The 15835-nt window shown below is 64.2% G+C and carries 12 protein-coding genes; 4 read left to right on the top strand and 8 right to left on the bottom strand.

What is annotated here, in order from left to right:
• Window positions 1-41: 41 nt before the first annotated feature.
• Entirely contained in the window at window positions 42-1574 is a 1533-nt protein-coding gene (locus L2I41_RS06580; protein WP_237152721.1) for a hypothetical protein, read from the bottom strand.
• 31 nt (window positions 1575-1605) lie between these two features.
• Window positions 1606-2784 carry a glycosyltransferase gene (locus L2I41_RS06575; RefSeq protein ID WP_237152720.1) on the bottom strand — a complete coding sequence of 393 codons (1179 nt, stop codon included), beginning with the start codon at window positions 2782-2784 and terminating at the stop codon, window positions 1606-1608.
• Window positions 2785-3208: 424 nt separating this feature from the next.
• Between L2I41_RS06575 and dnaK the strand changes: the two genes are divergently transcribed.
• Together dnaK and dnaJ are read left to right on the top strand one after the other, a co-directional pair.
• Entirely contained in the window at window positions 3209-5104 is a 1896-nt protein-coding gene (gene dnaK / locus L2I41_RS06570) for a molecular chaperone DnaK (RefSeq protein ID WP_237152719.1), read from the top strand.
• Between the two features lie 114 nt (window positions 5105-5218).
• The gene (gene dnaJ / locus L2I41_RS06565) at window positions 5219-6370 is read left to right on the top strand and encodes a molecular chaperone DnaJ (RefSeq protein ID WP_237152718.1); all 1152 of its coding nucleotides are present in this window, start codon (window positions 5219-5221) and stop codon (window positions 6368-6370) included.
• Between the two features lie 79 nt (window positions 6371-6449).
• On the opposite strand, the gene L2I41_RS06560 is transcribed toward dnaJ, so the two are convergent.
• Window positions 6450-6998, bottom strand: a complete 549-nt coding sequence (locus tag L2I41_RS06560; protein ID WP_237152717.1) for a YbhB/YbcL family Raf kinase inhibitor-like protein — start codon at window positions 6996-6998, stop codon at window positions 6450-6452.
• Between the two features lie 55 nt (window positions 6999-7053).
• Window positions 7054-7968 (bottom strand): helix-turn-helix transcriptional regulator, encoded by a 915-nt coding sequence (locus L2I41_RS06555; protein ID WP_237152716.1) that lies wholly within the window; start codon window positions 7966-7968, stop codon window positions 7054-7056.
• 98 nt (window positions 7969-8066) lie between these two features.
• Between L2I41_RS06555 and L2I41_RS06550 the strand changes: the two genes are divergently transcribed.
• The gene (locus L2I41_RS06550; protein WP_237152715.1) at window positions 8067-8684 is read left to right on the top strand and encodes a class I SAM-dependent methyltransferase; all 618 of its coding nucleotides are present in this window, start codon (window positions 8067-8069) and stop codon (window positions 8682-8684) included.
• A 34-nt stretch (window positions 8685-8718) separates the two neighbouring features.
• Here the strand turns inward: L2I41_RS06550 and L2I41_RS06545 are convergent, their stop codons facing one another.
• On the bottom strand, window positions 8719-9213 hold the full coding sequence (locus L2I41_RS06545; RefSeq protein ID WP_237152714.1) for a MarR family winged helix-turn-helix transcriptional regulator: 495 nt from the start codon (window positions 9211-9213) through the stop codon (window positions 8719-8721).
• 669 nt (window positions 9214-9882) lie between these two features.
• Here L2I41_RS06545 and lepA point away from each other — a divergent pair.
• On the top strand, window positions 9883-11688 hold the full coding sequence (gene lepA, locus L2I41_RS06540) for a translation elongation factor 4 (RefSeq protein ID WP_237152713.1): 1806 nt from the start codon (window positions 9883-9885) through the stop codon (window positions 11686-11688).
• An 85-nt stretch (window positions 11689-11773) separates the two neighbouring features.
• On the opposite strand, the gene L2I41_RS06535 is transcribed toward lepA, so the two are convergent.
• From L2I41_RS06535 to hrcA, 3 genes are all read right to left on the bottom strand, one after another.
• Window positions 11774-13429, bottom strand: coding sequence for a methyl-accepting chemotaxis protein (locus tag L2I41_RS06535; RefSeq protein WP_237152712.1), 1656 nt, complete (start codon window positions 13427-13429; stop codon window positions 11774-11776).
• A 592-nt stretch (window positions 13430-14021) separates the two neighbouring features.
• Window positions 14022-14627, bottom strand: coding sequence for a nucleotide exchange factor GrpE (gene grpE, locus L2I41_RS06530; protein ID WP_237152711.1), 606 nt, complete (start codon window positions 14625-14627; stop codon window positions 14022-14024).
• A gap of 109 nt (window positions 14628-14736) precedes the next feature.
• Window positions 14737-15807 (bottom strand): heat-inducible transcriptional repressor HrcA, encoded by a 1071-nt coding sequence (hrcA, locus tag L2I41_RS06525; protein WP_237152710.1) that lies wholly within the window; start codon window positions 15805-15807, stop codon window positions 14737-14739.
• Window positions 15808-15835 lie beyond the last annotated feature (28 nt).

Genomic DNA, 15835 nt, shown 5'->3' with positions numbered 1-15835 from the left:
GACGGGATATTAGCACGGAAAGCACACGGAAATCTTGAGGATCAGCCGGCAGGTTTGTCGGCCTTGCGTACGAAGAGTTCGACAAACCCGTCGGCTTCATGATCGGGGACGCGGGACGCGAAGACGAAACCGTCGAGCAGGCGAGCCGTCTCAGCATCCTGCCGGGCCCAGGCGAGCCAATCGAAATCCGGACCGCGCTCGATCAGGAGCATGTCCGGCGCGCGTGTCGCAAGGTCGGAGCGCAACGAGGCGCGATCATAGGCCTCCCAATGATCGAGAAGGGCATCATCGCGCTGTTCCGGCGGGCGGCTTGAGCGGGTGTTCATCACCTGCACGGAGATCAGCCGGCTCATCAAGGTGCCGACCCAGATGCCGCCCGCGTCACGGGTGGAGGGATGCCCGATGCCGTGCGACGCCGCGATGTTGAGGATCCGGGGGGTGGCGATGCCGGTGGCGCGGATGGCGGCGGTGAGGTCGGAATAGTCGATCCAGGTCAGCGTCATCCAGCGGGCGCCGAGGATCAGGGCCAGAGCGACCGTCAGGCCGACGGTGCGGGACCTCGGGCGGTCCAGACGCCAGAGCGCCGGCAAGGCGAGGCCGAGGCCGGGCAGGAAGGCATAGGCCAGAGCCGGGTAGAGCTGATAGGGCCAGCCCTTGCCCTGGATGAGGAAGGCGGCGAAGAAGCCGACAGCGGCGAGCATCAGCGCGATCGGCAGCGGCTGGCGGCTGCCGCGTCCGAGGGCCAGCCCGGCGATGACGAGCAGGATGGGGACCATCATCCCCATGTCGGCGATGACGAGCGTCTTCAGGTCCTGGCGCATGGGGGCGTAGAGGCCCAGCAGCATGGGCAGGACATCGTGGAAGAAGGCGGGAAAGAACGCGTAGACCATGGCCTGGAAGGCGACGAAGGTGCAGCCGGCGGCGATCGAGGCGCGATTGATCAGGAGGCGCCAGTTGCGGTCGACCAGGCAGAGCACGAGGGACGGCAGCGCCACCGCCAGACCAAATTGCGGCTTGATCGCCACGGCAAGGCCGGCGAGGACGCCGGTCCAGACCCAGGGAATACGGCGTTCGCCCTTGCGGTGGCCCTCCGCCATGACGGCGAGATCGCACAGGAAGGGCAAGGCAATCATGGCCGCCACATGGTCCTTCTGGCCGAAGGCGCCGAGCGGCAACCAGATGAAGATGACGGCGGCGGCCAGCTCGAAGGCGAGAGGCGATGCGAGAAGCCCCGCGGCGGCGAGGCGCCGCGTTGCGGCAGAGGTCACGCCCCATCCGATCAGCGCCGTCATGAGGATGGTGCCGATTTCCGCCCGAAGGCCGAACAGCCGCTCAAGGGCGACGGCGGGCAGATAGAGCAGCACCGACAGCGGCGGGTTGGTCTCGATGATGTCGACGTAGAGGCGCTTGCCGTCCCAGAGAGCCTCAGCGGTGACGATCAGCCAGCTGATGTCGTCCTTGGTGGGGCGCGTGACATAGAAGGCGACGGCGAGGACGGCCAGGACAAAAGCCGGCAGCCCCGACGAGCGAAGCGTCGGGGCTGCCGATGAAGAAGCCGAATTCAGCGATGACATATGGTCTTGCCCCGTCGGCAATCTCTTGAAATCAGGCAGGCACGGCGCCGTTGACGGCCGGCTCGACGAGCTTGGCCCGGCGACGCTTGCGCAGCCAGACGACATTGTCGGACACTGCGAAGTTGAACACGCCGCCCATCAGGGCACCGGATACGCCGGCAAGAACCCAATTGTCGGTGGCATTGAGGGCCATTTCGGCAACGCCGAGATTGGCCAGCGCACCGATGGAGCAGACGAGACCGAAGACGACGCCACCCTTGAGGCGCGCCGAACCCTTGAGGCGACGTTCCCGATAGGTGAACTCGTTGTTGAGCATGAAGTTGAACAGCATGGCGACGCCGGTGGCGGCGATCTGCGCGTCGACGAAGGCGAGACCCGTTCGCTCCCAGATGCCGAGCGCCAGCATGTGGACGATCAGGCCGAGACCGCCGACCAGGCAGAAGAGCACGAAGCGGGCCGGAACCATGTCCTTGGACAGCTTCTCGACCAGGAGGAAGGCATATTGCGCGATCACCATCGGGGAGATCTTGCTCTCACCCTCCAGGCGGTTGCGGAAGGTATAGGGCACTTCGGCGACGCGCAGGGGGCGGCCGGCGGAAGCGATGATGTCGAGAAGGATCTTGTAGCCTTCCTGCGACAGATTGTGGACGACCTCGTCGAACAGCGAGCGGCGCAGCATGAAGAAGCCGCTCATGGGATCGGAGGTCTGGTGACCGGCGAGGAACTGGCCGGCCCAGGTGGCAAAGGAGCTCATGCCGGCGCGGGCAGCGTTCCAGTCGCCGACGGTGCCGCCTTCGCTATAGCGGGTGGCAACCACCAGCTCGGCATCCTCGTCCAGCAGGCTGTCGTACATCTTGCGCAGGATGGTTTCATCATGCTGGAAATCGGCATCCATGACGGCGATCACAGGGGCGCTGGCGGCCATGGCGCCCTCGACGACGGCCGACGACAGGCCCTTGCGACCGACACGACGGATGCAGCGCACACGCGGATCGCCCATGGCAAGGCGTCGAACCTCTTCATAGGTGCCGTCGGGGCTGTCATCGTCGACCACGATCATTTCCCAAGGCAGATCACCGAGCACGTCGCCGACGGCTGCGACCAGGCGAGCAATGTTCTTGCGCTCGTTGAAGGTCGGCACGACCACCGAAAGTTTCTTGAGGGGTGCGAGCACCCCGGTGCGCTCCGCGTTCGGCATTTCCGTCTGCATGGTTTCACGTCCGCTACATATGGCCGGTGGCCAACTCGACATGTGTCCGTCGCAGGACAACCGTCCCGCGCCGTCTGGCAGGCAAAAGCTAGCCGACAAGGGTTAACGCAGGGGGTAAGGGGCTGATGGTATTCGCAATTGCGGTATCTTTTCGGTGAACGCCACCAGAGAGCGAACCGGCTTTGGCCGCAGCTTCAGGCACAAGCGGACGAGGCGAGACCGGCCGAAGCGGGATTTCCCGCATTCTGCCCTCACGATAAGCTGCGAAAGTCTTGCGCTGTGAAAGCGCGGCACCTATATACCGGCGGAATTCGGGACATCGGTCTCGCAAAATCACAGGACATTACGGGGACTGGCCGGCTGACGGCATCAGCCGAATGCCTCTCAGGGAGGGTTCGGACAGTCTGCCTCGATGGAGAGAGACATGGGCAAGGTAATTGGAATTGACCTCGGCACGACCAACTCTTGCGTCGCCATCATGGATGGCAAGAATGCAAAGGTGATCGAGAACTCCGAAGGCGCGCGCACGACCCCGTCGATCGTCGCCTTTGCCGATGGTGACGAGCGCCTCGTCGGCCAGCCGGCCAAGCGCCAGGCCGTCACCAATCCCGAGAACACCATCTTCGCCGTGAAGCGCCTCATCGGCCGCCGGTTCGACGATCCGATGGTGGAGAAGGACAAGAAGCTGGTCCCCTATTCCATCGTCAAGGGTGACAATGGCGACGCCTGGGTGGCGAGCGAAGGCAAGAAGTATTCGCCCTCGCAGATCTCGGCCTTCACGCTCATCAAGATGAAGGAAACCGCCGAGGCCTATCTCGGCCAGACCGTGACGCAGGCCGTCATCACCGTTCCCGCCTATTTCAACGACGCCCAGCGTCAGGCCACCAAGGACGCGGGCAAGATCGCCGGCCTTGAAGTGCTGCGCATCATCAACGAGCCGACGGCGGCCGCGCTCGCCTATGGCCTCGACAAGTCGGACCATTCCAAGACCATCGCCGTCTACGACCTCGGCGGCGGCACCTTCGACATCTCGATCCTCGAGATCGGCGACGGCGTGTTCGAAGTGAAGTCCACCAACGGCGACACCTTCCTCGGCGGTGAAGACTTCGACATGCGTCTGGTCAGCTATCTGGCCGACGAGTTCAAGAAGGAACAGGGCATCGACCTGCGCGGCGACAAGCTCGCCCTGCAGCGCCTCAAGGAAGCGGCCGAAAAGGCCAAGATCGAACTGTCGAGCTCCTCGCAGACCGAGATCAACCTGCCCTTCATCACCGCCGACGCCAAGGGCCCGAAGCATCTGGCGCTGAAGCTCACCCGCGCCAAGTTCGAGGCGCTGGTGGACGATCTGGTGCAGAAGACCATCGATCCGTGCAAGGCCGCTCTCAAGGACGCCGGCCTCAACGCCGGTCAGATCGACGAAGTGGTGCTGGTCGGCGGCATGACGCGCATGCCGAAGATCCAGGAGATCGTGAAGCAGTTCTTCGGCCGCGAGCCGCACAAGGGCGTGAACCCGGACGAAGTGGTGGCCATCGGCGCCGCCATCCAGGCCGGCGTGCTGGCCGGTGAAGTCAAGGACGTGCTGCTGCTCGATGTTACCCCGCTGTCGCTGGGCATCGAGACGCTGGGCGGCGTGTTCACCCGCCTGATCGACCGCAACACCACGATCCCGACCAAGAAGAGCCAGGTGTTCTCGACCGCCGAGGACAGCCAGTCGGCCGTGACCATCCGCGTGTTCCAGGGCGAACGCGAAATGGCCGCCGACAACAAGATGCTCGGCCAGTTCGATCTCGTCGGCCTGCCGCCGGCGCCGCGCGGCGTGCCGCAGATCGAAGTGACCTTCGACATCGACGCCAACGGCATCGTCCAGGTTTCGGCCAAGGACAAGGGCACGGGCAAGGAACAGCAGATCCGCATCCAGGCCTCGGGTGGCCTCAGTGATGCCGACATCGACAAGATGGTGAAGGACGCCGAAGCCAATGCTGCCGCCGACAAGGCGCGCCGCGAGGCGGTGGAAGCCAAGAACCACGCCGAGTCGCTGATCCACTCGACCGAAAAGTCGCTGGCCGACTATGGCGACAAGGTCTCGGCCTCCGACAAGTCGGTGATCGAGAGCGCCATCACCGACCTCAAGGCGGTGATCGATTCGAACGACGCCGAGGACATCAAGGCCAAGACCAACGCTCTGGCCCAGGCGGCCATGAAGCTCGGCGAAGCCATGTATGCCTCGCAGCAGGCCGAAGGCGCCAAGCCGGGCACCGAAGGTGACGACGTGCTCGACGCCGACTTCGAGGAAGTCAAGGACGACAAGAAGAACGGTTGATCGTCTTCTTGCGCACTCAAAGCTCTCCCGGCCCCGTCGGGGGAGCTTTTTCAGTATTTGCATGCCTCTCTTTTTCCGCCATTGTCGCGCGGATCAGGTTCAGTCAGGTAACACATGGCCAAACGCGACTATTACGAAGTTCTTGGTGTCTCCCGCGACGCGGACGAGAAGGCGCTCAAAAGCGCCTTTCGCAAGCTCGCCATGCAGCTGCATCCGGACAAGAATCCGGGTGATGCCACGTCGGAGGCCAAGTTCAAGGAAGTCAACGAGGCCTATGAGGTCCTGAAGGATCCGCAGAAGAAGGCGGCCTATGACCGCTTCGGCCATGCCGCCTTTGAAAATGGCGGCGGGGGTGGCGGTTTCGGCGGCGGTGGCTTCGGCGGCGCGTCCATGTCGGACATCTTCGATGACATCTTCGGCGAGTTCATGGGTGGCGGTCGGCGCGGTGGCGGCGGCGGACGCTCCGGTGGTCGCGAGCGCGGCGCCGACCTGCGCTACAATCTCGACGTCACGCTTGAGGAAGCCTATGCGGGCAAGACGGTGGAGATCCGCGTTCCCACCTCGATCACCTGCACCAAGTGTTCGGGCTCGGGTGCCAAGCCCGGCACCCAGCCGGCCACCTGTCGGACCTGCGGCGGATCGGGCAAGGTGCGGGCAAGCCAGGGCTTCTTCACCATCGAGCGGACCTGCATGACCTGCGGCGGTCGCGGCGAGACCATTGCGCATCCTTGCGACAATTGCGGCGGCACGGGGCGGACCAACCAGGAGCGGACGCTCTCGGTCAACATTCCTGCCGGCATCGAGGATGGGACTCGCATCCGCCTGTCCGGCGAGGGCGAGGCGGGCACGCGCGGCGGTCCGTCGGGCGATCTCTACATCTTCATTTCGCTGAAGCCGCATACCTTCTTCCAGCGGGAAGGCGCCGATCTCTATTGCCGCGTGCCGATTTCCATGACGACGGCGGCGCTGGGCGGCGAGTTCGAGGTGCCGACCATCGACGGCGGCAAGACCAAGGTGCGCGTGCCCGACGGCTCGCAGACCGGCAAGCAGTTCCGCCTTCGCCAGAAGGGCATGCCGGTGCTGCGCTCGCGCGACCAGGGCGACATGTATATCAACATCATCGTCGAGACGCCGCAGAACCTCACCCGCCGGCAGCGCGAGTTGCTGGAAGAGTTCGAGCGCGAATCGTCGGGCGCCAACAACAATCCGGAATCCGAAGGCTTCTTTGCCCGGGTGAAGGATTTCTGGGACAATCTCGGCAACTGACCGCCGAGCTGACTGAAGACAGGAAAGGGCCGGCGCCTCGCAGACGCCGGCCCTTCGCTTTTGGTTCACGCGCTGACGATCACTGGCCGTAGGTGGCGGTGATGCTGGCCTTGCCGAGCGCGTTCATGCCAGCCATGAAGCCGACCATGGCGCCGGAGGCGTTCTGGTCGAGGTCGAGCTTGTCCGCCTTGAGCGCGGTAACCGTGAAGATGTAGCGATGGGTCTGGCCCGGCGGCGGGCAGGCACCGACGAAGGCGGGATAGCCGGCATCGGCCTTGCTCTGCACGGCCCCCGCAGGGGCGCCGGCATCGGGCGTAATGCCCCCGGGCAGGCTGGTGACGGACGCGGGGATGTTGAACATCACCCAGTGCCAGAAGCCCGACCCCGTCGGTGCATCCGGATCATAGGCGGTGACGACGAAGCTCTTCGTGCCCTCGGGGGCGCCGGACCAGCTCAACGCCGGCGACTTGCCCTCCCCCGAACAACCGAAGCCGTGGGCGACCTGCGCCACGGAGAGAACCTTGCCCTCGGCGATATCAGGGCTGGTCAGGGTGAAATCGGCAGCCTGGGCCAGGCCGGCACCGGCCATCAGTGCAACAGCCGTGAGGGCGGATAGAGAAAGACGCATTCAAATCTCCCTTGCAGGCCCTGAGGTGGGCCGGAACAGGGAGATCCTAAGAGGTTCACTCCGCCGCGGCCGGCTCAAGCCGCTCAGGATCGGTGCCGATCCGCTCAAACCGCCCACCGCGCAAATCCAGCGGTGCGGCACCGAAGCGCGCCCGGAAGCGGGCGGCAAAGCGCGAGGGCGAGGCGTAACCCACGTCGAAGGCGATGGTGGTGACGGAGCGATCGGTGGATTGCAGCAGCGTCAAGGCAAAGGACATGCGCACGTCGGTGACGATTTCCGTGAGCGTGGTACCGATCGCCCCGAGGCGCCGGCGCATGGTGGCTTCGCTGACCGCCAGCGCGCGGGCCATGTCGGCCGCCGACCAGTCACGCGCGACGTCGGTGGCCACGAGACGACGGATGCGCATCTCCAGCGCTTCCTCGCGGCTGCGGCGCTGCAGAACCGTCGCCGCACTGCCCAGGCGAAGCAGGACCTCGCCCAGCATATGTCGCCGGACGGCCAGAGGCAGGGCGTCGTTGGCAAGCTCGGCCCGCGCCCGCAGGAAGGCTTCGGCAAAGCCGTCTGCCGGAGCGTGGCGCAAGGCCAGCGGCAGCTCGCGGCCCGTGGGTGCCTCGGCATAGGCCGCGACAACTTCGGCTTCGAGCGACAGGACTTCGGCGGCATAGCCACCGCGCGGCGCCGTCAGATTGGTGACGGTGAGACAGGCACCGGGCGCTATCAGCGCCACATCGCCGGCTTCCAGGACCAAGGTTTCGTCATCAAGACCGAGTTGCTTGGTGCCGGATGTGACGAGAATCACGGTCGCCTGGTCGATGACCAGGCGTCGATAGGTGCCGGAGGCGAGTTGGCGAACGGAGAGGCGCAGGCCGAGATCGGGCACTGCGACGATGTCGCGATAGGCCACGCCGCTCGGCTCGCTGTCTGCGAAGAGGGCCACCGCTCCACTGAGTTTTCCCGTGATCATAACCATGCTGCCTTAATCCCGCCATGGGCACATTGAATTCTGTGCCCGCTTGCGTATACCTTTGATTAACAGTTCAACGTTCCGTCAAGCGTTTGGGAGTGGCCATGTTTGTTCATCGGTTCCGTGACGAGGCCCTCGCCGAAGCCCGCCGTCTCAAGAGCGCATATGCCGAAGACCTGAAATTCCTGAAGACCTGGGCTTCCAAGCCGCTGACCACCGGCGCGGTCAGCCCGTCGGGTCGGGCGCTGGCGCGTGCCATGGCCGCCGGTATCGATCCGGCCTGGCCCGGAGTGGTGGTTGAACTGGGACCGGGCACCGGTTCGGTGACGGCCGCGCTGCTCAAGCATGGTGTGCCGCCGGAGAAGCTGGTCGCCATCGAGTATAATCCGGACTTCGCCACCCATATCCGCAGCCGCTTCCATGGCGTCAACGTGATCGTCGGCGACGCCTACAGTCTCAAGACGACCTTGCATCTGCATGGGATTACCGAGGTCTCGGCTGTGGTCTCCAGCCTGCCGCTGTTCACGCGGCCGCCGCTCAACCGGCAGGACCTGATTGGCCAGGCCATGGACATTCTGCCGTCGGGCCGGCCCTTCGTGCAGTTTTCCTACGCGCTGGTGCCGCCGGTTCCGGCCAAGGATGGCGCGTGGTCGCTCGAAGTCAGCGACTGGATTCTGATGAACCTGCCGCCGGCGCGCGTATGGACCTATCGCAAGCCCTGAGGCTCGCCGGGACGCGGCGAGCCTGCAGTTCCTCTCACGCGTGGTCAGTGGCCGGTGCTTCATCCTGATGCAGGCCGCAGTTGCACTGACCGACCTTGCACATGCGGCAAAAGCGCAGCACGTTGAGCCCTTCATGGGCCTTCTGGTGAATGACCTTGTCGATCAGTTCAGCCAGTTGATCCTGTTCCCGCTGCTCAAGCGCCGACAGGAAGGTTTTTGCGGCGCTTTCGCGCGCTTCCTGAAGTTGTTGCGCACGGCGGCGACCTCTGGTCGTGATCTCGACCAGTACTTCCCGGCCCACGCGGCGCTGGCGACGGACAAGCCAATCCTTTTCCAGCCGGTCGACAAGACGAACGGCGGCGGAGTGCGTCAGCCCCGTCACGGTCGCGATGTCACCGATGGAGAGCGGCTCGCTGTTCTTGATGGAAATGAGGGCGGCGATCGCGGTGGGCGCGAGATCGTCGGATGTTGAAATAGAAGCGTCTGATATGGCCAACGCCAGTGCGGCCAATTTGTTGGAAAGCGGCATATCTACCCCCGGCAACCCCTTCACGTCTATTACGCCAGCCGAAGGCCGGTATTCCCTTCGCCGGCATTGCGATGCATTGCTCCCGTCATGGGGGCCGGCCGTGAGCCGGAAAATGCATCAGGTTCGATAGGTCATGCAGCGGCTCGTCTGTTACCCTCTCGGGTCGGAGCGCGTTTATCCGCGTGGCTCGGTCTGCCCACCTGACGCCCGTGGATATCGCCATGAGGCCCGCGAGGGCCGCACTGCTGGCCGAATTGGTCATACGACCAATCTGGTGTGGTGCAGCCTCAAAACGAGAGCCGCACAATCAGTTCATCTTGTTCACCATTGCGCAGCGTCGAAAGCAGTGCAAGGGCTTCACGCTCCCTTGGAGCGCAATTGCGGCGCAGCCTTGACGACGACGCGCCTGTGAAATGCATAATATGCTTAAGTTCTGAATTATACCTATTCCTTCGCCACTTGGACTAAATAATTGCGCTAAGTAGAACCACTCACTCCGCCCCAGGCGCCGGCATGGCCACCCCGGTCGGCAGACCGCAGGCACGAAAGCCCATATCCCCGACAATTCCTGCGAGACGCCAGGCCGCACCCTTATTTTTCCGCCAAAACCGCGTCTTGCGCCCGCATGCCTGCTTGGCGGTTGTCGCTGGCGATGATATCTAGCGCCCCATGACGAACCAGCCCCTTTCCCATATTCGCAACTTCGCGATCATCGCTCACATCGACCACGGCAAATCGACGCTCGCCGATCGTCTGATCCAGACGACGGGCGCGGTGGCGGCACGTGACATGAAGGAGCAGATCCTCGATTCCATGGATATCGAGCGCGAGCGCGGAATCACCATCAAGGCGCAGACCGTGCGCCTCGCCTATCAGGCTCAGGATGGCGAGACCTATACGCTCAATCTGATGGACACGCCGGGACACGTGGACTTCGCTTATGAGGTCAGCCGGTCGCTGGCGGCCTGCGAGGGCTCGCTCCTGGTGGTCGACGCCTCGCAGGGCGTCGAAGCGCAGACGCTTGCCAATGTCTATCAGGCCATCGACAACAATCACGAGATCGTCCCCATTCTCAACAAGGTGGATCTGCCGGCCGCCGAGCCCGAGCGCATCCAGCAGCAGATCGAGGACGTGATCGGCATCGACGCTTCGGAAGCGGTGCGCATCTCCGCCAAGACCGGCCTCAACATCGAGGGCGTTCTCGAGGCCATCGTCACGCGCCTGCCGCCGCCCAAGGGCGATCCGGATGCGCCGCTCAAGGCCATGCTGGTGGACAGCTGGTATGACGCCTATCTCGGCGTCATGGTGCTGGTGCGCATCATCGACGGTACCCTGAAAAAGGGCCAGCGCGTCAAGATGATGCGGACGGGCGCAGTCTATGACATCGAGCGCGTCGGCTACATGTCGCCCAAGCTCGTGCTGTGCGACGAGCTGAAGACCGGTGAAGTCGGCGTGATCACCGCGTCGATCAAGGAAGTGGCCGACACGGCCGTCGGTGACACCATCACCGACGATCGACGTCCCTGCGCCGAACCGCTGCCGGGCTTCCGTCCGGCCCAGCCGGTGGTGTTCTGCGGCCTGTTCCCGGTGGACGCGGCCAACTTCGAGGATCTGCGCTCGGCAGTGGGCAAGCTGCGCCTCAACGACGCCAGCTTCTCCTATGAGATGGAGACCTCCGCCGCCCTCGGCTTCGGCTTCCGCTGCGGCTTCCTCGGCCTGCTGCATCTGGAAATCATCCAGGAACGGCTCGAACGCGAGTTCAATCTCGACCTGATCGCCACGGCGCCGTCGGTGGTCTACAAGATGGCGCTGACCGACGGCACGGAGATCGAGCTGCACAATCCGGCCGACATGCCGGAAGTGACCAAGATCGAGCGGATCGAGGAGCCCTGGATCCGCGCCAATATCATGACGCCGGACGAGTATCTCGGGCCGATCCTCAAGCTTTGCCAGGAGCGGCGCGGCCTGCAGGTCAATCTGAGCTACGTCGGCGCGCGCGCCATGGTGCAGTATGACCTGCCGCTCAACGAGGTGGTGTTCGACTTCTATGATCGGCTGAAGTCCATCTCCAAGGGCTATGCCTCCTTCGACTACACGCTGACCGACTATCGCGAGGGTGACCTCGTGAAGATGCAGATCCTGGTCAACTCCGAACCGGTGGATGCCCTGTCGGTGCTGGTGCACCGCAGCCAGGCCGACCGGCGCGGGCGCGGCATGTGCGAGAAGCTCAAGGACCTGATCCCGCAGCACATGTTCGTCATCCCGATCCAGGCGGCGATCGGCGGCAAGATCATCGCCCGCGAAACGGTGCGCGCCCTGCGCAAGGACGTGCTGGCCAAGTGCTACGGCGGCGACGTGACACGCAAGCGCAAGCTTCTGGACAAGCAGAAGGAAGGCAAGAAGCGCATGCGGCAGTTCGGCAAGGTGGAGATTCCGCAGGAAGCCTTCATCGCCGCGCTCAAGATGGATGACTGAGGTCGCGCTTCAATAGTTCCACATGAGAAACGGCCAGATCCCAGGGCGGGATCTGGCCGTTTTGCTTTGCGGATGAAGGTGTCGGTCAGGCGGCGACGTCGCGCACGAACTCGCTGATGCATTCATCCAGCGTCGAGGCGGCGTCAAGGAGGTCCTTGGCCATCTCGTTGACGCTGGACGCCACGGAGGCGGTCTGCTCAGCCGCACCGGCGACGCCGGCGATGGTGTCCTGCAGCTCCTCGACACCCGAAGCGACCGCAATGGCGCGACGAGAAATCTCGGCGGTGGTCTGCGACTGCTGCTCCATGGCGTTTGTCACGGAGGAGGTGGAGTTCTCGATGGTATCGAGCGTGCCTGTGATGGCGCCGATCTCGGACACGACGCTTGCCGTGGCGCCCTGGATTTCCGTGACATAGGCGGCGATTTCGTCGGTGGCCTTGGCGGTCTGGCCGGCAAGCGCCTTCACCTCATTGGCCACGACGGCAAAGCCCTTGCCCATTTCGCCGGCGCGGGCCGCTTCGATGGTGGCATTGAGCGCCAGAAGATTGGTCTGGCTGGCGATGGCCCGAATGAGGTCGATGGCGCTGCCGATGCGTTCGGCACTGCCGGCGAGCTTCTCGACCCCCTGCCGGGCGGACCGCCCTTGCCGGGCGCCGTCGGTGGTCAGTCGGCTTGCCGCTTCCAGTTGCTCGCGGACTTCGTTGACCGAGTGATCGAGCTCCTGCGTCGAGTGGGCCACCGTGGTCACATGCTCGCTGTCGCGCTCAGCGGTGGCCTCCGCCTGACGCGCCGAAGAGCGAGAGGCCTCGGACGTGCGGGACAACTCATCGGCCGTGGCCGTAAGACCCGAAGCGCTGGACTTCACGAAGCCGACGACCTGGGCCACTTCCTTGCGGAAGGAGGCCACGGTGCGCTCGAAGCGCAGAGCGCGCTCGTGCTGCTGTTCGGCGCGCTCTTCCTCGATCGCCTTCAGGCGGGCATTCTCGGCCATGGAAAGATGGAACACGCCGATGGAGCGGGCAATCAGCCCCACTTCGTCGGACCGCTCCTGCCCACTGACCACAACGTCCACATTGCCGGCGGCAAGCTCGCCGACAACCTTGGTCAGCGATCCCAGAGAGCGGCTGACGCCGTTGCCGAGATGCCAGGCGTAGTAGACAAAGCCGAGCATCAGCGGTCCGCAGATCAGCGACAGGAAGACAGCGATGCGCAGGACGGTGGCGTTGACGCCGCTGGCGGGCTCGGCCACCAGTGCGAAGCCGGCACCGCCGGCAAGCGCCAAGGCGTGGCCCGCCATCAGCACCGTTCCACCGTGCGCATCCGGCATTTCGAAGAAAAGGTCGTGTCCATTGGCACCGGAGGAGAGGAGCTGGGACCCAAGGTCCGCGCCGTCAACGTCTTTGGAGGGCAGCTTGCTGCTCGCTCCGACGGGCTTGCCGGCCGCGTCGAACAGCATCACCAACGCGTTGGAGTTGGGTGCCGGCGCGGCCAGGGATGTGGACGATGCGCCCCCCATGGCCGGGGCCGCCATCTGGGCCACAACGCGCGCTTCCATGCGCAAGGCGCTGGCCTGGCCATCCAGAAGGCTCGAGCGGAACTGATAGAGGGCAATCATGGTGCCAAGCCCCATCACTGCCACCGCAAGGCCGATCACTGAGAGAAACTTGAAGGCAATGCCGCTGGCAAAGGGCGTCTCCCTGCCAGACACTTCATGCTGCAAACTCGACGAACGTACGACCATCCCGCGTCACCCTGCCATAACCGACCGCAGCCCAAAGCCACGACCAGCCCCCTCCAAGCGACAGACACTATCGGCGCTTTCCCAAGAACAGCCTCGTATCTCCACATGGAGGCGTGCCCAAAGCCAAGCATAGTCACTTGTATACAGTTTGTACGATAACGGAGTCTTAATCCGCTGAAACTCAAGAGAATTACCGGAAGATGCGTCAGGCGTTGCGATATGGCCCATCGGGGCCACGACTTGGAGCGAGGGCTATTCCAGCGCGCTCGCAACACCTCGGCATCGACATGAGCCACTACCGGCACAGGCAGCACAGTAGTCCGTTCCGGCTCATTCGACACGGGTGGCAACCCCTCCCCGGACGTTCGGACAATAGGATGGTTCCGCGGGAGTGTGCAAGGAAAATTACGTGAAAACGCTTATTTGAATAATCACTTGGCCAGGGGCCACCGCCCCGAGCCCTTCAGGATGACACCTCTACCCGAGACGGCAGTCAATTGTACACATTGTACATTTCCCTGCTGCGTCAAGGGCGTAAGGCATCTGAGAGCTGAAAGCCGACCGCCGTTTCCCATGGCGGCCGGCACCAGCGTCAAACGGTCTTGTCGAGGCGCTGGCCATCCTGCGGCGGCACGTCCGCAGCGCCCGGCTTCGGACCGCCGCGACCGACACCGACCAGCGCCGGACGCAGCACGCGATCACCGATCTTGAAGCCGGCCTGCACCACCTGCACGACGGTACCGCTCGGCACCGTGGTGTCGGGCACTTCGAACATGGCCTGATGGAAGTTGGGGTCGAACTTCTCGCCCTTGGGGTCGAGCTTGCGGACGCCATGCTTTTCCAGCGTCTTGACCAGCTCGCGCTCGGTCATCTCGACGCCATCGAGCAGCGCCGTCAGTGATTCGCCGGCACCGGCGCGGGCGTCCGCATCGACCGCACCAACGGCACGGGCGAGATTGTCGCCGACATTGACAATATCCTTGGCAAAGTTGGTGACCGCATAGACGCGCGCATCGGCGATCTCGCGCTCGGTGCGGCGGCGCAGATTTTCCATCTCGGCCAACGTCCTGAGCAGTTGGTCCTTGAGATCGGCCGTTTCCTTTTCCAGGGCGGCGATGCGCTGGAGCCCCTGGTCGACCACCGGATCGAGTTCCGGCTGGGCGGGTCCGGCAGTTTCGCTCGTCACTTCGTCAGACATCACTTCCTCATGGGTCTTCCGCGGGCCACGCGGGCCCGCTTGCAAACGTGACCGGGATTTGAGGGTTCGGGCGCAGAAAATCAAGCCTTGATCGCGCAAATCGCGCTTGTCAGCCCAGCATTCGGCTCACGATCCTGGCGGTATAGTCGACCATGGGCACGACGCGCGCATAGTTGAGCCGTGTCGGACCGATGACGCCGACCACGCCGATCACCCGCGCCTCGGAGTCCCGATAGGGGGAAACCACGAGGGACGAGCCGGACAGGCCGAACAGCTTGTTCTCCGAACCGATGAAAATGCGCACGCCCTCTCCGGCATCGGCGAGGCCGAGCAGATGGATAAGATCCTGCGATGTCTCAAGTTCTTCGAACAGCGAGCGGATGCGTTCGATATCCTCGGCGGCACGGACGTCGTCGAGCAGATTGGCGCGGCCGCGTACGATCAGGGTCTGCGGGCGATTGTCTTCCAGCGCGGACCAGGTGGCGAGGCCGGCGTCGACGACGCGGGCGGTGAGCTCGTCAAGTTCGTCCTTCTGGGCGGCCAGCCGCGCTTCCACATCGGCACGCGTTTCGGCAAGGGTCTGGCTGCGGATACGGGCATTGAGGAAGTTGGTCGCCTCCACAAGCGCCGAGACCGGAAGCCCCGGCGGCAGATCGATCAGGCGGTTCTCGACAACGCCGTTCTCCCCCACCAACACGACAATGCCGCGCGTGGGTTCGATCCGGACGAATTCCACGTGCTTGAGCCGCATGTCGCTCTTGGGCGTCATCACAACGCCGGCGCCCCGCGTCAGGCCCGAGAGCATCTGGCTCGCCTCGGTGAGGACGTTCTCCATGGAGGCAGAGTTGCCGGTGGACCGCAGGCGCGCTTCGATCTCGACCCGGTCCTGCGACGTGACGTCGCCGATCTCGAGCAAGGCGTCGACGAAGAAGCGCAGGCCCTGGTCGGTCGGCATGCGACCGGCGGAGGTGTGCGGCGCATAGATCAGGCCAGCCCGCTCGAGGTCGGACAGCACGTTGCGCACCGACGCTGGCGACAGCGGTGCCGAAAGGAGGCGCGAGATATTGCGGCTGCCCACCGGCTCGCCGGTTTCGAGATAGCTGTCGACGACACGGCGGAAGATATCCCGCGACCTCTGGTCGAGATCCTTGAGACTGCCTGACCACGGATCAAACGACACGACAAACCTCACTCTTGCTTACGCGCCC

Origin of the sequence: Oryzibacter oryziterrae, assembly GCF_021864535.1 — a bacterium.
GTDB lineage: Bacteria > Pseudomonadota > Alphaproteobacteria > Rhizobiales > Pleomorphomonadaceae > Pleomorphomonas > Pleomorphomonas oryziterrae.
This window is presented reverse-complemented; position numbering and strand designations above follow the sequence as displayed.